This window comes from Xanthobacter sediminis (genome assembly GCF_043195015.1).
Taxonomy (GTDB): Bacteria; Pseudomonadota; Alphaproteobacteria; order Rhizobiales; family Xanthobacteraceae; genus Xanthobacter.
Genome location: NZ_JBAFWH010000008.1, coordinates 184,288 through 201,409, shown reverse-complemented (window position 1 = coordinate 201,409; position 17,122 = coordinate 184,288). Strand labels below are relative to the sequence as shown.

Annotated in this window: 11 protein-coding genes; 3 read left to right on the top strand and 8 right to left on the bottom strand. The window is 69.2% G+C overall.

The window, feature by feature from the left end; genetic code table 11:
* Positions 1 to 87: 87 nt before the first annotated feature.
* The gene (locus V5F61_RS12820; RefSeq protein ID WP_393989379.1) at positions 88 to 1,188 is read left to right on the top strand and encodes a branched-chain amino acid ABC transporter substrate-binding protein; all 1,101 of its coding nucleotides are present in this window, start codon (positions 88 to 90) and stop codon (positions 1,186 to 1,188) included.
* Between the two features lie 126 nt (positions 1,189 to 1,314).
* Here the strand turns inward: V5F61_RS12820 and V5F61_RS12815 are convergent, their stop codons facing one another.
* Positions 1,315 to 2,046, bottom strand: coding sequence for a cytochrome c biogenesis CcdA family protein (locus tag V5F61_RS12815; protein WP_393989378.1), 732 nt, complete (start codon positions 2,044 to 2,046; stop codon positions 1,315 to 1,317).
* 185 nt (positions 2,047 to 2,231) lie between these two features.
* Between V5F61_RS12815 and V5F61_RS12810 the strand changes: the two genes are divergently transcribed.
* Positions 2,232 to 3,245 (top strand): P1 family peptidase, encoded by a 1,014-nt coding sequence (locus V5F61_RS12810; RefSeq protein WP_393989377.1) that lies wholly within the window; start codon positions 2,232 to 2,234, stop codon positions 3,243 to 3,245.
* Between the two features lie 414 nt (positions 3,246 to 3,659).
* Here V5F61_RS12810 and V5F61_RS12805 read toward each other — a convergent pair whose 3' ends face one another.
* The 7 genes from V5F61_RS12805 to V5F61_RS12775 form a co-directional block, all read right to left on the bottom strand.
* A complete protein-coding gene (locus tag V5F61_RS12805) occupies positions 3,660 to 5,957 on the bottom strand; it encodes an FAD-dependent oxidoreductase (protein WP_394104042.1) in 2,298 nt (765 codons plus the stop codon).
* A gap of 160 nt (positions 5,958 to 6,117) precedes the next feature.
* Positions 6,118 to 7,113 carry a branched-chain amino acid ABC transporter permease gene (locus tag V5F61_RS12800; RefSeq protein ID WP_393989375.1) on the bottom strand — a complete coding sequence of 332 codons (996 nt, stop codon included), beginning with the start codon at positions 7,111 to 7,113 and terminating at the stop codon, positions 6,118 to 6,120.
* Positions 7,114 to 7,123: 10 nt separating this feature from the next.
* The gene (locus V5F61_RS12795; protein WP_393989374.1) at positions 7,124 to 8,005 is read right to left on the bottom strand and encodes a branched-chain amino acid ABC transporter permease; all 882 of its coding nucleotides are present in this window, start codon (positions 8,003 to 8,005) and stop codon (positions 7,124 to 7,126) included.
* Positions 8,006 to 8,074: 69 nt separating this feature from the next.
* The gene (locus tag V5F61_RS12790; protein ID WP_393989373.1) at positions 8,075 to 9,286 is read right to left on the bottom strand and encodes an ABC transporter substrate-binding protein; all 1,212 of its coding nucleotides are present in this window, start codon (positions 9,284 to 9,286) and stop codon (positions 8,075 to 8,077) included.
* A 148-nt stretch (positions 9,287 to 9,434) separates the two neighbouring features.
* Positions 9,435 to 10,148 carry an ABC transporter ATP-binding protein gene (locus tag V5F61_RS12785; protein ID WP_393989372.1) on the bottom strand — a complete coding sequence of 238 codons (714 nt, stop codon included), beginning with the start codon at positions 10,146 to 10,148 and terminating at the stop codon, positions 9,435 to 9,437.
* 1 nt (position 10,149) lies between these two features.
* Positions 10,150 to 10,923 (bottom strand): ABC transporter ATP-binding protein, encoded by a 774-nt coding sequence (locus V5F61_RS12780; RefSeq protein WP_393989371.1) that lies wholly within the window; start codon positions 10,921 to 10,923, stop codon positions 10,150 to 10,152.
* 287 nt (positions 10,924 to 11,210) lie between these two features.
* Positions 11,211 to 11,753 carry a peroxidase-related enzyme gene (locus tag V5F61_RS12775; protein ID WP_393989406.1) on the bottom strand — a complete coding sequence of 181 codons (543 nt, stop codon included), beginning with the start codon at positions 11,751 to 11,753 and terminating at the stop codon, positions 11,211 to 11,213.
* Between the two features lie 293 nt (positions 11,754 to 12,046).
* On the opposite strand from V5F61_RS12775, the gene V5F61_RS12770 reads away from it, so the two are divergent.
* Positions 12,047 to 16,903, top strand: a complete 4,857-nt coding sequence (locus V5F61_RS12770; protein WP_393989370.1) for an NAD-glutamate dehydrogenase — start codon at positions 12,047 to 12,049, stop codon at positions 16,901 to 16,903.
* The last annotated feature ends 219 nt before the right edge of the window (positions 16,904 to 17,122 follow it).

The following is a 17,122-nucleotide window of genomic DNA, read 5'->3' as shown; positions in this document are numbered from 1 at the left end:
GTTCATGAATTGCGGCACAATGCGCCGCGGCAGTTCCATTCCGGACGGACACCGTGTTCCGGTCCGGCACACGAGGGGAGAAACGAGATGAAGAAACTCCTGTTGGCGTCGCTCGCGCTCGGCGCCAGCCTCGCCTTCGCGGCCGGGGCCCAGGCGCAGGTGAAGATGGGCGTGGGCGGCCCCATGACCGGCGGCGCGGCCGCCTTCGGCGCCCAGCTCAAGACCGGCGCGGAACAGGCGGTGGCCGACATCAACGCCCAGGGCGGCATCCTCGGCCAGAAGGTCGAGCTTTCCGTGGGCGACGATGCCGGCAAGCCCGAGCAGGGCAAGTCCGCCGCCAACAAGTTCATTTCCGACGGCGTGAAGTACGTGGTCGGCCACTTCAACTCGGGCGTCTCCATCCCGGCCTCGACCGACTATGAAGAAGCCGGCGTGCTGCAGATCAGCCCCGCCTCCACCAACCCGACCTTCACCGAACGCAAGATGTGGAACACCTTCCGCACCTGCGGCCGCGACGACCAGCAGGGCTCGGTGGCCGGCGACTACATCGTCAAGTCGTTCAAGGGCAAGAAGGTTGCCATCGTCCACGACAAGACCCCCTACGGCAAGGGCCTCGCGGACGAGACCCAGAAGGCCATGAACAAGGGCGGCATGAAGGAAGTCCTCTACGAGGGCATCAACCCCGGCGAGAAGGACTATTCCGCCCTCGTCTCGAAGCTGAAGGCCAACGGCGTCGACCTCGTCTATTACGGCGGCCTGCACCCCGAGGCCGGCCTGATCGTGCGCCAGATGCGCGACCAGGGCATGGACACCGTGCTGTTCGGCGGCGACGGCATCGCCGACAAGGAGTACTGGACCATCGCCGGCCCCGGCGCCGCCGGCACGCTGATGACCTTCGGCCCCGACCCGCGCAACAACCCGGCCGCCAAGGACATCGTCGCCGCCTTCAAGGCGAAGGGCATCGATCCGGAAGGCTACGTGCTCTATTCCTACGCCGCCGTGCAGGTCATCAAGCAGGCGGCCGAGGCGACCAAGTCCCTCGACCCGAAGAAGCTCGCCGCCGAGATCCACTCCGGCAAGGTGTTCGATACGGTGCTCGGCCCGCTCTCCTTCGACAAGAAGGGCGATATCACCAAGATCGACTACGTGGTCTACGAGTGGAAGGACGGCGCCTACAAGCAGCTCTGAGGCGCGCCCGCCCCATGAAAAGGAAAAGCCCGCGCGGGTCGCGCGGGCTTTTTTCGTTTCGGCCGCCAGCGCGCGGGGCTTGGGCGAAGCCCGCTCGGCGCCGACCGAGGACCGGAGCCGAGGGTGTCAGCCGATGGTGGCGAGGCCGGGAAAGGTCTCCAGCAGCCAGTAGCTCGCATGGGCGATCCAGCCGGACATGAAGGCGATGCCGGTGAGCACCAGCAGGGCGCCCATCACCTTCTCCATCACCGGCAGCAGCTTGCGCACGTGCACGAGGCTCGCCAGGAACGGGCGCACCGCCACCGCCGCCAGCAGGAACGGCACGCCGAGCCCCAGCGAATAGGTGGCGAGCAGCAGGGCCCCCTTGGAGACCGTGCCCTCCGAGCCGGCAACCGCCAGGATGGCCCCCAGCACCGGGCCGAGGCAGGGCGTCCAGCCGAAGGCGAAGGCGAGCCCCATCACGAACGCGCCCCACAGGCCAGCCGGCTCGTTCACATGCGGGCGCGCGGTGCGGTGCAGGAGCTGGATGCGGAACACGCCCAGGAAGTTCAGTCCCATCACCAGGATGGCGAGCCCGGCCACCATGGACAGCACATCGAGGTGCGCCCTCAGCAGGTCGCCGATGGCGGAGGCGCCCGCGCCCAGCAGCACGAACACCAGGGAGAAGCCGCCGACGAACAGCGCCGCGCCCAGCATGGCCCGCCGCCCCACCTCCTTCACCGGTTCATCCCCGGCGAGGTCCTCCAGCGTGCTGCCGCCCAGGAAGCACAGATAGGGCGGCACCAGCGGCAGCACGCACGGGGACACGAAGCTCACGAGGCCGGCCAGGAAGGCGGCGGGAAAGGTGACGTCGGCCATGGAACCCTTAGGGCAATCTCAGTTCAAGTCGGCCCCGTCATGGTCCCGCCGCGCGCCCGCGGCAAGCCGCACTTCGCCGCGCTCCCCGCCTTGTGAGCGCCGGGGCCGGCCGAGACCGCCCTTTCCCGAAAGGCGGAAAGCCATCTACAACGCTTCCATGGCGGCATGAGCCGAAGGGGGAAGCCATGCGCAATCTCATCACCGACGTGCCCGGCCTCAAGGTGGGCCACGCCCAGGACGCGCGCCGGGCCACCGGCGTTACCGTGGTGCTCTGCGAGGCGCCCACGGTGGCAGCCGTGGACGTGCGCGGCGGCGGGCCCGGCACCCGCGAGACCGATCTTCTCTCCCCCGCCGCCACCGTGGAGCGGGTGGATGCCATCGTCCTCTCCGGCGGCTCGGCCTTCGGGCTCGACGCGGCAGCCGGCGTCATGGCCGCCCTGGCCGAGGCCGGGCGCGGCTTCGCGGTGGGCTCGGCGCGGGTGCCCATCGTGCCCGGCGCGGTGCTGTTCGATCTCCTGAACGGCGGAGACAAGGCCTGGGGCGCCGAGCCGCCCTACCGCGCGCTCGGGCGCGAGGCGCTCCTCGCCGCCGGGCTCGATTTTCCCCTCGGCACCGCCGGGGCAGGCTATGGCGCCACCACGGCCACGGTGAAGGGCGGGCTCGGCTCGGCCTCGGCCGTGCTGCCCTCGGGCCACGTGGTGGGCGCGGTGGTGGCCGTGAACGCCGTGGGCAGCCCGCTGGTCGGCGCCGGGCCCCACTTCCGCGCCGCGCCCTATGAGCGGCAGGCGGAGTTCGGCGGGCTCGGCCTGCCCGCGGCCTTTCCCGACGAAGCCGCAGCCCCCGCCCTCAAGGGCCATGTGCCGCTCTCAGCCACCACCCTGGCGGTGGTGGCCTGCGACGCCGTGCTGACCCCGGCGCAGACCCAGCGGCTGGCGGTGATGGCGCAGGACGGCCTCGCCTTGTCGCTGTTTCCCGTCCACACGCCGCTCGACGGCGACTGCGTGTTCGCCCTCGCCACCGGGGCGCGGCCGCTGGCCGAGCCGCTGGCCGACCTCGCCCGCATCGGCGCCTGCGCCTCCGCCGTGCTGGCGCGGGCGGTGGCGCGGGCGGTGTTCTGCGCCAGGGCGCTGCCCTTCCCCGGCGCCCAGCCGAGCTGGCGCGACCGCTTCGGCGCCCCTGCGGCTCCGCTCCAGCCGTAAGGCGCTGCCGGTGGGCTCCGGCGCGGTCCCCGCCATCGCGCCCTGGGGAGCGGGCCCTTCGCGGGTGAAGGGCAATATTGCGGTGATGTGCGTTTCAGGATGTCAAAGGAAAGCCGCACCGAAGTGAATGCAGTATCCTCCGGCACGCCTCCAAACCCCACATTATGGAACCTTCACTTCTTTTCCGACGTGCATCGCCTTGCTAAAACAATCCCAGCGCGAATGCCCCCCTCCGAGCGAACCGGTTGACCGGCCGCGGCTCCCGCCGCCACCGCCCTCGGAAAACGAGCTACCCGTGCCAAGCCCTGACCGGCATGGGATGGCGGGCCGGATGGTATGCCCTTCGGGGCCGCCGTCCGGCCTGTCGCCGCAGGTAGCCGCCCCACGCCGCACCGGGCGCGGGGCCGGGAAACCTTAAGCCCGGCGGAGCGTGCGCTTGGCCTCGGCATAGCCTTCGGCGGCGTTGGTCTCGATGGCGAGGTCGGAGAAATCATAGTCGCGCGAGGCGTGCTCTCCCGTCTGCCCGGCGCGCACGATGCGGGTGATGGTGCTCATGGCGCCATCGCCCATGAGCTGGATGTAGGCCGGAAGGCGCGTCACCTTGGCGGCCTCCACCTCGTCGAGACGGCTGACCAGGTGGTCCACCAGCTTTCGATAGTATTCGATCTGCGCACGATAGTGCAGGTCACTCTGCACCCGCTCCGAATACACGATCTCATCGCGCCGGGCGAACACCTCCATCATGTTGGAGGGCAGCGCACGGCGGCCTGAAAAGAGATCGACGATGAAGACGCGCTTGCCATCCGGCCCACAGCGCTCCAGCAGCAGGTCGAGCGGCGAATTGCTGATGATGCCGCCATCCCAATAGGCCTTGCCGTCAATGATGGTCCAGGGAAAGCCAGGCGGCAGGGAGCCGCTGGCGAGGACGTGGTCGGCGGTGAGGTCGTCCACATAGCTGTCGAACACGTCGAGGGTCGCGGTGGTGACGTTCACCGCGCTCACGAGCAGGCGCACCGGGCTGTCCTTGAGGGTGGAGAAGTCCACGTATTTCGAGAGCAGCGCCTTCATGGGCGAGGTGTCGTAATAGCTGGTCCAGTTGGCGGGCCAGTCCTCCGGCCCCTTGGGCGGAATCACCCAGCGCGGGGTGAAGAAGTTGGGCACCCCCATGGCCAGGATCTTGGAGGCCGCCGCCGCGCGCCGCAGCTCCACGAACGGCAAATGCGGGGTCGTCACTGAAAGGTCGTTCCAGAAAGACTCAAGCGCCTGGGTGGCGTGGCGGGGATTGCCGGCGATCACCACCCCGTTGAGCGCGCCGATGGACACCCCGGCCACGATATCCGGATAGATGCCCTCTTCTTCCAGCGCCTTCACCACCCCGAACTCATACGCACCGAGCGCGCCGCCACCCTGCAGGATGAGCGCGGTCTGAGTGGGGATGTGGTCGAGCACGAAGCCCGGCTCGGGCAGGCGGTGCTTCACCGCGCCGAGGGCCACGCGGTAGCGGATGAGGCCCTCCGTCACCCGGATCTCGTCCGGCGGGCGGCCCACGGAGAACAGCGCGCGCGGCACGTCGCCCTTCAGGTAGAACAACGCGAACGAGCCTTCCTCCAGCGAGCCGCGGGCGATCCAGTTGTCCGCTTCCTCCGTGGCGCCGAGCACGTTGAAGCCGATGTCGCCCACCTCGCAGAAGAAATAGGAGACCTCGTCATAGCGCAGCCGTCGGCCCAGCATGTTGCGGGCGGCGAGCCGGCCCTGCTTCAGCGCGTTGTCCCAGTGCTGCAGGTGGCGGCGGCGGGCGAACACGGGATCGTGGAAATTGGTGATGTCGCCGGCGGCGAACACATCGGGGACGCCGGTGCGCAGCTGCTCGTCCACCAGCACGTATCCCTCCTCATCGAGGGGGATGCCGCTGCCTACGAGGAAAGAGGTGGCGGGCGTCACGCCGATGGAGACGATCATCAGATCGCACGGTACGAGCCGCCCGCCTACGGTTTCCACCGCCTCCACGCGCCCCTGCCCGCGCACCCTGGCGGCGGTGTCGCCCAGCATCAGGGTGGCGCCGCGGGACTCGGCATATTGCTCGAAATATTGCGACAGGCGCGGCGCCTCGAGGTGAGGCAGGAGGCGCGGCCCCTTCTCGATGATGGTGACCTTGAGCCCGCTCTCCAGCAGCGACATGGCGATCTCGAGACCGAGGTAGCTGCCGCCCAGCACCACCGCCCGCTTCGCCCCATGCATGGCCGCGCGGATGGCGTCGGCATCGCTCTTCTGGCGCAGGGTGAAGACGCCCGGAAGGCCGGCGCCGGGCACGGTGAGCGGACGGGGCTTGGCACCGGCCGCGATCAGGAGCTGGCCATAGCCGATGCGCTCGCCGGAGGTGGTGACCACCGCCTTCTTCGCGGTGTCCACACGCGAGACCTTGGTATTCAGCTCCAGCCCGATCTGGTTCTCGGAATAGAAGCTCGCGGGGTGGATGTAGATCCGCCCGTCGGGGTCGTCGCCCAGGAGCAGGCCCTTGGAAAGCGCGGTGTGGTGATAAGGCGGCACCTCCTCGGCGGAGAGCACCATCACCGAGCCGCCACCCCCCTCGGCCCTCAGGGTCGCCGCGGCGGAAGCGCCCGCGATGCCGCCTCCGAGCAGAAGGAAATCAGCGTAGCGGGTGACGCCCCCCTGCGCCGGTTCCTGCGCTGGCACGCCTGCATTCATGGCCATTCCTCGCCCTTGGACGCGGAGGCCGGCGCCCCCCGGCACCGGCCTCGTGCGGCTGATCCGGACAGTGGATAGCGCAGAGACATGACGTGCAATCGAAAAATGAAGCGAAAACCTCCGCGCCCCACAGCCGGCCCCCTCACCCGGCGGCGGAGTGCCACGCTCAGCCCGCCTTGCGGGCCCCGTAGTATTTCACCAGCGCGATGATCTCGCCCACGATGCCCCTGCGGAACAGCGATACCGCGAGAACGAAGATGGCACCCTGGATCACCAGCACCCATTCGCCCAGGCCGGCGAGGTAGTTCTGCATGGTGACGATGACCGCCGCACCCACCACCGGCCCGAGAATGGTGCCCATGCCGCCCACCAGCGTCATCAGGATCACCTCGCCCGACATCTGCCAGGCCACGTCGGTGAGGGAGGCGAGCTGAAACACCAGCACCTTGGTGGAGCCCGCAAGCCCCGCCAGCGCCGCCGAGAGCACGAAGGCGAGCAGCTTGTACTGGTTCACCCGGTAGCCCAGCGAGATGGCGCGCGGCTCGTTCTCGCGGATGGCCTTGAGCACCTGCCCGAACGGCGAGTGGATGGCACGGTGAATGACCACGAAGCCGAACAGGAAGATGGCGAGCACCACATAGTAGAGGTGTCGGTCCTGGGCGATGTCGATGAGACCGAACAGCGGCCGGCGCGGCACGCCCTGCAGGCCATCCTCGCCGCCGGTGAAGGGCGCCTGAATGCAGAAGAAGAAGAACATCTGCGCCAGCGCCAGGGTCACCATGGCGAAGTAGATGCCCTGCCGGCGGATGGCGAGCAGCCCCGCCACCAGCCCGAGCGCCGCGGCGAACGCCACGCCGGCCAGGATGCCCAGCTCCGGCGAGAAGCCCAGCACCTTGATGGTGTGCGCGCAGATGTAGGCGGACCCGCCGAAGAACATGGCGTGGCCGAAGGACAAAAGCCCGGTGTAGCCCAGCATCAGGTTGAAGGCGCACGCGAACAGCGCGAAGCACATCACCTTCATGAGGAACACGGGATAGACGCCGAAGGGCGCCACCAGGAGCACGGCCACCGCCAGCAGGCCGAGCACCGTGAACGTGGAGGAGGATGCCGGCGCTGCGGCGCCGCGCGCGGAGGCGGGGGTGGAGCTGGAAGACGCGTTCATGGCAGCCGCCTCACTTGGCCGTGCCGAACAGGCCGGCGGGCTTCACCATGAGCACGAGCGCCATGATGACGAAGATGACGGTGGAGGAGGCCTCCGGGTAGAACACCTTGGTGAGGCCCTCGATGATGCCGAGGCCGAAACCGGTGACGATGGCGCCCATGATGGAGCCCATGCCGCCGATCACCACCACCGCGAACACCACGATGATGAGGTTGGAACCCATGGTGGGGCTCACCTGGTAGGCGGGCGCCGCCAGCACGCCGGCGAGCGCGGCAAGGCCAACGCCGAAGCCGTAGGTGAGCGTGATCATGCGCGGCACGTCGATGCCGAACGCCTGCACCAGATCCGGCCGCTCGGTGGCGGCGCGCAGGTATGAGCCGAGCTTGGTGCGCTCGATCACGAACCAGGTGGCGAAGCACACCACCAGGGACGCCACCACCACGAAGGCGCGGTAGTTGGGCAGGAACATGAAGCCGAGGTTGGTGCCGCCCGGCAGGGGATTGTTATAGGGCAAGCCCGAGGAGCCGTACTGCCGCCGGAACAGCCCCTCGAAGATGAGGGCGAGGCCGAAGGTGAGCAGCAGGCCGTAGAGGTGGTCGAGATTGTACAATCGCCGCAGCAGCGTGCGCTCTATCACCATGCCGATGATGGCGACCAGGATCGGCGAGATGACCAGCGCGCCCCAGAACGGCACGCCCAGGTAATTGAGCAGCATCCACGCCCCGAACGCGCCCATCATGTATTGCGCGCCGTGGGTGAAGTTGATGACGTTCAGCAGGCCGAAGATCACCGCGAGCCCGAGGCTCAGCATGGCGTAGAACGCGCCGTTGATGAGGCCGAGCAGCAATTGCCCGAACAGCGCCTGGGGGGGAATGCCGAGAAGCTCGAACATGGGGGATCCGTCTCGTCAGGGGAAAGCGGGCCGGCCTGCGGGGGAAGGCCGGCCCGGCCTCAGTTGGCCTCAGCCCTTCTTCACCAGCGGGCAGTCGCTCTCGCTCAGGGGGCGGAACGCTTCATTGGCGGGAATGGTGGCCTTCAGGGTGTAATAGTCCCACGGCCCCTTGGATTCCGACGGCTTCTTCACCTCATAGAGATACATGGGGTGGATGTGGCGGCCGTCGATGCGCACCTCGCCCTTGCCGAACAGCGGGTCGTCGGTGGGGAGCTTCTTCATTTCGGCCACCACGGCGGCACCGTCCTTGGCGGACTTCAGCGCCTCGACCGACTTCAGATAGTGCAGCACGCCGGAATAGACGCCCGCCTGCACCATGGTCGGCCGCTTGCCGCCATTGGCCTTGGCGAATTCGTCGGCGAACTTGCGGTTGGCGTCGGTCTGGTCCCAGTACCAGGCGCCGGTGAGGTTCAGCCCCTGGGCGGTCTTGAGGCCGAGGGAGTGCACGTCGGTGAGGAAGATGAGCAGGCCGGCAAGCTTCTGGCCGCCGTCCACGATGCCGTATTCGGACGCCTGCTTGATGGAGTTGATGGTGTCGCCGCCGGCATTGGCGAGGCCGACGATCTTGGCCTTGGAGCTCTGCGCCTGCAGCAGGAAGGACGAGAAGTCCGCGTTGTTGAGCGGCACCTTCACCGCGCCCACCACCTTGCCGCCGTTGTCGGTCACCACCTTGGCGGTGTCGCGCTCCAGCGCGTGGCCGAAGGCATAGTCGGCGGTGAGGAAGAACCAGGTGTCGCCGCCGGTCTTCACGATGGCCTTGCCGGTGCCGTTAGCGAGCGCCCAGGTGTCATAGGTCCAGTGCACGGTGTTGGGCGTGCAGGCCTTGCCGGTGAGGTCGGAGGTGGCGGCGCCGGAATTGATGAAGACCTTGTTCTTCTCCTTGGTCACGCCGGAGACCGCGAGCGCGACGCCCGAATTGGGCGTATCGACGATCAGGTCCACCCCGTCCACGTCGAACCACTGGCGGGCGATGGAGGTGCCCACATCCGCCTTGTTCTGGTGGTCGGCGAAGATGACGTCCACCTTCAGGCCCTTGGCGGCGGCGCCGAAGTCTTCCACCGCCTTCTTGGCAGCCCACACCGAGCCCTGGCCGCCGAGATCGGCATAGAGGCCGGACTGGTCGTTGAGCACGCCGATCTTCACGGGGACAGGGTCGGCCGCCTGGGCCGCGCCGATGCCGGCGAGGCTGGTGGCCGCCAGCAGAATGGCAGCAAAACGCATGATGTTTCCTCCGTGCCGGACTTTTGCCGGCGTTTGTTATTTCGGAACTTCAGAACAGCGGCGGGCGCGAAGGACCCCGCACGCGCAAGGTGAACACGCCCGATGCGCCCCAGGAAAAACGCTCCGCGCGGCCGGTACCGCGAGTGCCTCACACGCCCAGGAGCGCTTCCAGACGCGCCGCGTTCTCCGCGATCTTGTCATTCTCCACCATGTCCACCACGCGGCCGTGCTCGACCACATAGTGCCGGTCGGCGACAGTGGAGGCGAAGTGGAAGTTCTGTTCCACCAGCAGTACCGTGAACCCCCTCTTCTTGAGGTCGCGGATGATCTGGCCGATATGCTGCACGATCACCGGGGCGAGGCCTTCGGAAGGCTCGTCCAGCAGCAGCAGCTTGGCCCCCGTGCGCAGGATGCGGGCGATGGCCAGCATCTGCTGCTCGCCGCCCGAGAGCTTGGTGCCCTGGCTGTTGCGCCGTTCCTCAAGGCGCGGGAACAGCTCGTGGACCTCGTCCACGGAAAGCCCGCCGGGCAGCACCACCGGCGGCAGCAGCAGGTTCTCCCGCACCGAGAGCGAGGCGAAGATGCCGCGCTCCTCCGGGCAGATGGCGATGCCGAGGCGGGCAATCTTGTTGGGCGCGAGGCCCACCGTCTCGGTGCCCTCGTAGCGGATGGAGCCCGAGCGCTTGCGCAGCAGGCCCATGATGGCCCGCATGGTGGTGGTCTTGCCGGCGCCGTTGCGGCCGAGCAGGGTCACCACTTCTCCGGGGCGGACGTCGAAGGTCATGCCGTGCAGCACGTGGCTCTCGCCATAGTGGCCGTGCAGGTCCTTCACCGCGAGCAGGGGCGCGTTGGTCTCCGACATGTCAGTGCGCTCCGTGCCCGGTGCCCATGTAGGCCTCCACCACCTGCGGGTTCTTCGACACCTCCGCGTAGGGCCCCTCGGTGAGGATCTCCCCGCGCGCGAGCACGGTGATCATGTCCGAGAGATCGGCCACCACGGAGAGATTGTGCTCCACCATCAGGATGGTGCGGTTCTCCGATACGCGGCGGATAAGCTCCGCCGTGCGGGCGATGTCCTCCCGGCCCATGCCGGAGGTGGGCTCGTCGAGCAGCAGCATCTCGGGGTCGAGGGCGAGCGTGGTGGCGATCTCCAGCGCGCGCTTGCGGCCGTAGGGCAGCTCCACCGCGAGGTGGTCGCGGTAGGAGACGAGGTCCACGTCGGCGATCAGCTCCATGGCGCGGTCGTTGAGCACTTCGAGCGTGCTCTCGGACTGCCAGAAGCGGAAGGAATTGCCCAAGGGACGCTGCAGCGCGATGCGCACGTTCTCCAGCACGGTGAGATGCGGGAAGGTAGCGGAGATCTGGAACGAGCGGACCATGCCGAGCCGCGCCACATCGGCCGGCGGGGTGCGGGTGATGTCGCGCCCGTTGAGCCTGATGGTGCCGCGGGTGGGCTCCAGGAACTTGGTGATGAGATTGAAGCAGGTGGTCTTGCCCGCGCCATTCGGCCCGATGAGGGCATGGATGGTGTGGCGACGGATCTTGAGATTCACGTTCTTGACGGCCGCGAACCCCTTGAACTCCTTCGTGAGACCTGATGCTTCAACGATGTAGGGCACGTCTGCGACGGTGTCCATGATCGGTGGGCGCCCTCGTGTTGAAGCCATGGGCGCGCACGCACGCATGCTGGCGCGCGACCCTGGCGGTTTCCTCCGGACGGCACCTTGAGCGGTGCGCTATCTCTTGCGACGCACCCTAGCATGCGATGCCTTGGCTGCGTCAACTGGTCCTTCCCTGGCGTCGGCTTGTCCGCCGGGCGGCCAACCTCTTCATACCACATTGCGGAATAGAACGAGCGTACGCTCGGAAAATTTTTTGTGAGCAGGTTGGCCCCCGGCCCGCGCCGCCGGCCGGGGGTCGGCCCTCAATCGGCAAGCCCGCGCGCTTCGGCGTGATAGGCCGTGTTGGGGCGCATGTCGGTGGCGGAGGCGAGGCGGTTCGTCATGTTGAAGAAGCCGGTGACGGCGCCGATGTCCCAGATGTCGCGCTCGGAAAAGCCCGCCTTGCGCAGGGCGGCGCGGTCTTCCTCCTCCGCCTCGTGAGGGCGCTCGGTGAGCTTCACCGCGAAGTCGAGCATGGCGCGCTGGCGCGGGTCGAGCCGGGCGGCGCGATAGTTCATCACCATCTGCTCGCCCAGAACCGGATCGCCCGAGAGCTGGCGCACGGCGGCGCCATGGGCGGTGAGGCAGTAATAGCAGCGATTCACGCTCGAAACCGCCACCGCGATCATTTCCCGCTCCAGCTTCGAGAGGCCGGAGGGCGCGAGCATCAGGTCGTTGTACATGGCCGTGAAGGCGGAAAGCTTGGCGAGGTCGAAGGCGTAGGCCTGAAGAACATTGGGCACGAAGCCGATCTTGGTGCGGCACTTCTCGAAATAGGCGTCGGTCGCCGGGTCGAGCGCGGCCATGGGCAGGTCGAGCGCGATGGCCGGCGTGTCATCGGGCGCGCGGGCCGCCACGGGAGCGGCCGCCGGCGCCTGCCGGGCCTTCGGCGCGGTCGCCGCCCGCTTCGCAGGCGTGCCGGTTTTTTCGGCGACCGCGCTTTTGGTCTTTGAGCCGGCGGTGGCGCGCTTCACTGTGGGGGCCATAGGCGTTCCTCGTCATCGTTGCGTCGTGGCTCGTGACCGAACTTCGGCGGACGAGACGGACGGTTCCGCGAGGAACCGGCGCGGCACGAGGGCGTCCATTCGGGGGAGTGGCCATGACTGTTCAAGGCTTTCAGACTGCCGAAACCGATCACGACCTGCAAGGACGCATCGAGGCCATCCGCACGGCCCTTGCCGCCGCGGGCGCCGAGCTGCCGGACCTGTTCACCCGCACCTTCCTCGCCGCTATCGCCCCCGAGGACCTGATGCCCCTCGACCCGGCGCTGGTGGCAGGCGTGGTGCGCGATGCCTGGGCCCACCTGCTCGCCCGCCCGCGCGGGGCGGCGGACGTGCGCGTGCTCGATGCCGGCGCGGGCAGCGCCGCCATCACGGTGATCGAGGCCATCAACGACGACATGGCCTTCCTGTTCGATTCGGTGGCGGGAGAGCTTGCCGACCGCAAGCTGGAGCTGAAGCTCGCCGCCCACCCCATCTTCCACGTGACGCGCGACCGCGACGGGCGCGCCGCCGGGCTCGCCGAGCCTTCCGCCAGGGAGGCAGAGGACAATCGCGAAAGCCTCATCCATTTGCATGTGGCGGCCATCGAGCCCGCCGCGCAGGCGCACCTGAAGGCGGGCATTGAAGCGACGCTGGCCGATGTCCACGCCATCAACGAGGACTTCCAGGCCATGCGCCGGCAGGTGAAGGCCCTCGCCAAGGCCCTGCGCAAGGAGAAGACCCCCTACGCCGACAAGGACCGGCTGGAGGCAGCCGACGTCCTCACCTGGCTCACGGAGGACAACTTCACCTTCCTCGGCCTGCGCGCCTACGCGCTCGACGCCGCCGGCGAACTGGCGGCCGAGCCGGGCTCGGGCCTCGGCGTGCTGCGCGACCCCGTGGTGCGCGAGCTGCGCCTCGGCGACGCGCCGGTGGTGACCACGCCGGAGATCCGCGCCTTCCTCGAAGGGCCGCAGCCGCTGATGTTCTCCAAGGCGAGCCTGCGCTCGCGCGTGCACCGCCGCAACGTCATGGACTATGTGGGCATCAAGACCCATGATGAGAAAGGCCGCCTCACCGGCGAGGTCCACCTCGTGGGCCTTCTGACCTCCACCGCCTACACCCATTCGGTGCGGGAGATCCCCTACCTGCGGCTCAAGGCCGAGGCGGTGGTGCGCGGCTCGGGCCTGGAGCCGGAAAGCCATTCGGCCCGCGCCCTGGAAACGGTGCTGGAAACCTACCCGCGCGACGACTTCTTCCAGGTCGACACCGCCACCCTCGCCGCCCATGCGCGCGACATCCTCTCGCTCTACGACCGGCCACGGGTGCGGGTGCTGGCGCGGCTCGACCGCTTCGGCCGCTTCGCCTCGGTGCTGGCCTATGTGCCGCGCGAGCGGTTCGACGCCGCCGTGCGCGGGCGCATCGGCGCGCTGCTGGAGGAAGCGTTCGAAGGCACCGTCTCTGCCTGCATGGAAAGCTTCCTGCCGGGCGTGCCCCTCGTCCGCGCCCACTACACGGTGGATCGCCGGGGCGGCCCGGCGCCCGCGGTGGACCTCGCCGCCCTCGAACGGGCGGTGGCCGCCTCCACCCTTTCCTGGAACGACCGCCTGTGCACCGCCATTGCCGCAGCGCCGGCGCTGGCGGGAGCGGACGCCGCCCTGCTGCGCCATCGCTACGGCCCGGCCTTCGGCGCCGGCTACCAGGCCGCCTTCGACGTGGCGACCGCCCTCGCCGACATCGAGCGCATGGAGCGCCTCTCGCCGGAGCGGCCCATCGCCATCGACTTCTACCGCCGGGCCGAGGACCCGGACACGCGCATCTCCCTGCGCCTGCTCTCCTACGGGGCGCCGCTGCCGCTCTCCATCCGCGTGCCCATGCTGGAGAACATGGGCCTCAAGGCCATCAACGAGCGCACCTACCGCATCGAGCCGCAGGACGGCGACGAGGAAATGGGCGCGGAGGCCGGCGTCGCGCGCTGCTGGCTCCACGACATGTCGCTGGAGCGGGCCGATGGCGGCGCCATCGCCATCGCCGGCTCGGACGAGCGGCTGGAGGACTGCCTGAACGCGGTGCTGCGCGGCGCCGCCGAGGACGATGGCTTCAACGCTTTGGTGCTGGATGCCGGCCTCTCCTGGCGCGAGGCGGCGCTGGTGCGCACCCTCGGGCGCTACCTGCGGCAGGCCGGCATTCCCTTCAGCCCCGACTACCTCTGGCGCACCCTCGCCGCCCACGAGGCCATCGCGCGGGACATCGTGGCCCTGTTCCATGCCCGCTTCGACCCCGCCCACGACCCAGCCCCGGACGCGCGCGCCGCCCGCGAGACGCCGCTGCGCGAGGCTCTCGCCAATGCCCTCGGCCAGGTGTCCAGCCTCGACGAGGACCGCATCCTCAGGCGCTTCGTCAATCTGGTGGACGCCGCCGTGCGCACCACCTTCTACCAGTGCGACGAGGAGTGCCGCCCACGGGAGGCCATCGCCGTGAAGTTCGAGAGCGCGAAGGTGGAGGGCCTGCCCCTGCCCCGCCCGCTCTACGAGGTGTTCGTCTACGCCCCGCGCGTGGAGGGCGTGCACCTGCGCTTCGGCAAGGTGGCGCGCGGCGGCCTGCGCTGGTCGGACCGGCCGCAGGACTTCCGCACCGAGATCCTGGGCCTCGTGAAGGCACAGCAGGTGAAGAACGCGGTGATCGTGCCGGTGGGCGCCAAGGGCGGCTTCGTGCCCAAGCGCCTGCCGGCCGGCGGCAGCCGCGAGGCCATCCTCGCCGAGGGCACGGCCGCCTACGAGGTGTTCGTCTCCAGCCTGCTCGACCTCACCGACAACCTGAAGGACGGCGCGGTGGTCCACCCCGCCGACACCGTTCGCCTTGACGGCGACGACCCCTATCTGGTGGTGGCGGCCGACAAGGGCACCGCCACCTTCTCCGACACCGCAAACGCCATCTCCGCCCGCCACGGCTTCTGGCTCGACGATGCCTTCGCCTCCGGCGGCTCGGTGGGCTACGACCACAAGGCCATGGGCATCACCGCGCGCGGCGCCTGGGAGGCGGTGAAGCGCCACTTCCGCGAGATGGACATCGACATCCAGACCACCCCGGTCACGGTGGCCGGGGTGGGCGACATGTCGGGCGACGTGTTCGGCAACGGCATGCTGCTGTCGCGCGCCATCCGGCTGGTGGCGGCGTTCGACCACCGCCACATCTTCCTCGATCCGGACCCGGACACCGAGCGCGCCCACGCCGAGCGCCTGCGCCTGTTCAACCTTTCCCGCTCCTCCTGGGCCAATTACGACCCGACCCTGATCTCGGCCGGCGGCGGCGTCTTCCCCCGCACCGCCAAGAGCATCGCGCTTTCGGACCAGGTCCAGGCGCTGCTGCGCTTCCCCAAGGCCCAGGCGACGCCGGCCGAGCTCATCAATGCCATCCTGAAGGCGCAGGTGGACCTGCTCTTCTTCGGCGGCATCGGCACCTATGCGCGCGCCTCCACCGAGACCGATGTCGACGCCGGCGACCGCGCCAATGACGCGGTACGCGTCGCCGCCTCGGAGCTGGGCGCCAAGGTGATCGGCGAGGGCGCGAACCTGGGCATGACCCAGCGCGCGCGCATCGAGGCGGCGCGGCGCGGCATCCGCCTCAACACCGACGCCATCGACAATTCCGCCGGCGTGAACACCTCCGACGTGGAGGTGAACATCAAGATCGCCCTGTCCCGCCCGCTGGAGAGCGGCGCCCTCACGGCCGCCGAGCGGGCGGCCCTTCTCAAGCAGATGACCGGCGAGGTGGCGCGCCTCGTGCTGCGCAACAATTATGCGCAGACCCTCGCGCTCTCCCTCGCCCAGCGCGCCGGCGCCCACGACATCGCCTTCCAGCAGCGCCTGATGCAGATGCTGGAAGCGCGCGGCGAGCTGGACCGGGCGGTGGAATTCCTGCCCTCCGATGCCGAGATCGCCGACCGCCGCTCGCGCGGGGAATGCCTCACCCGGCCGGAGCTGGCGGTGCTGCTCGCCTATGCCAAGCTCACGCTCAACGCGCACCTCGTCTCTTCCGGCGTGCCTGACGACCCCTATCTCGCCGGCGAGCTCGCCGCCTACTTCCCGCCCGAGATCGAGGCGCGCTTCCCGGAGGCTGTCACCGGCCACCGGCTGAAGCGGGAGATCATCGCCACCGGGCTCTCCAACGCCATCGTGAACCAGTGCGGCCCCTCGGCCTTCGCGCGCATCGCGGACCAGACCAGCGCCGATGCCGCCGCCATCGCCCGCGCCTTCGCGGCGGTGCGCGACAGCTATGGCCTGCCCGGCCTCATGGCGGAGATCGACGCCCTCGACAACAAGGTGAAGGGCGCCACCCAGCTCGCCCTTTATGCGGCGGTGGAAGAGCTGACGCTCAGCCGCATCGTCTGGTTCCTGGCCAACGTCTCCTTCGCGGAGGGCATCGCGGCGGTGGTGGAGCGCTATCGCGCGGGCATCACGGCGGTGTCCTCCGCCCTCGACGAAAGCCTGCCCGAGGCGTGGCGCACGGCCCGTCAGGCGCGCATCGCCGCGCTCGTCGCCCAGGAGGTGCCGGAAGACCTCGCCCGGCGCATCGCCTCCACCCAGGCGCTGGCCGCGGCCTCGGACATCGCGCTGCTGGCCCAGACCACGGGCCGGCCCATTCCCGATGTGGCCAGCACCTTCTTCGCCGCCGGGCGCTACTTCGGCGTGGACGACCTCGTGGGGCAGGCCCGCGCCATCGCCGCGCCCGACTATTACGACCGTCTCGCCCTCGACCGCGCCCTCACGCAGCTCGAAACCTTCCTGCGGCGCATAGGCGGCCGCATCCTGGAGGAAGGCGGCGCCGGCGCGGCCGGGCTCGAAGCCTATGTGGCCGCCCATTGCGACGAGGTGGAGCGCATGCGCGGCACGGTGCGCGACATCGCCGCCTCGGGCCTCAGCCTCTCCAAGCTGACGCTGGCGGCGAGCCTGCTCGGCGACCTCGTGCGCGGCTGAAGCCGGCAGCGGGGCGCCCGCGGGAGCCGAGGAACCGCGCGGAACGACTCTTGCCGTTCCGACACCTCTCTCATGCCCCAGGCCCCCGAGCCCTGCTCCTGGGCCTGGGGCCTGGGGCATGGGCCTTGGGCTCGACCCGTGCGGCGTTCGAGCGAAACCCGCGCGGCTCCGGTCGCCGACCGGAGCCGATGTCTTCAGACCGAAGGCCCGTGAGCATGA

Excerpts from the sequence above, each read along its gene's own strand:
- V5F61_RS12815 (WP_393989378.1), bottom strand. The coding sequence starts at position 2,046 with ATGGCCGACGTCACCTTTCCCGCCGCCTTCCTGGCCGGCCTCGTGAGC.
- V5F61_RS12775 (WP_393989406.1), bottom strand. The coding sequence starts at position 11,753 with ATGGCCGCGCTCGACCCGGCGACCGACGCCTATTTCGAGAAGTGCCGC.
- V5F61_RS12770 (WP_393989370.1), top strand. The coding sequence starts at position 12,047 with ATGACTGTTCAAGGCTTTCAGACTGCCGAAACCGATCACGACCTGCAA.
- V5F61_RS12795 (WP_393989374.1), bottom strand. The coding sequence starts at position 8,005 with ATGTTCGAGCTTCTCGGCATTCCCCCCCAGGCGCTGTTCGGGCAATTG.
- V5F61_RS12820 (WP_393989379.1), top strand. The coding sequence starts at position 88 with ATGAAGAAACTCCTGTTGGCGTCGCTCGCGCTCGGCGCCAGCCTCGCC.
- V5F61_RS12810 (WP_393989377.1), top strand. The coding sequence starts at position 2,232 with ATGCGCAATCTCATCACCGACGTGCCCGGCCTCAAGGTGGGCCACGCC.
- V5F61_RS12805 (WP_394104042.1), bottom strand. The coding sequence starts at position 5,957 with ATGGCCATGAATGCAGGCGTGCCAGCGCAGGAACCGGCGCAGGGGGGC.
- V5F61_RS12780 (WP_393989371.1), bottom strand. The coding sequence starts at position 10,923 with ATGGACACCGTCGCAGACGTGCCCTACATCGTTGAAGCATCAGGTCTC.
- V5F61_RS12790 (WP_393989373.1), bottom strand. The coding sequence starts at position 9,286 with ATGCGTTTTGCTGCCATTCTGCTGGCGGCCACCAGCCTCGCCGGCATC.
- V5F61_RS12785 (WP_393989372.1), bottom strand. The coding sequence starts at position 10,148 with ATGTCGGAGACCAACGCGCCCCTGCTCGCGGTGAAGGACCTGCACGGC.
- V5F61_RS12800 (WP_393989375.1), bottom strand. The coding sequence starts at position 7,113 with ATGAACGCGTCTTCCAGCTCCACCCCCGCCTCCGCGCGCGGCGCCGCA.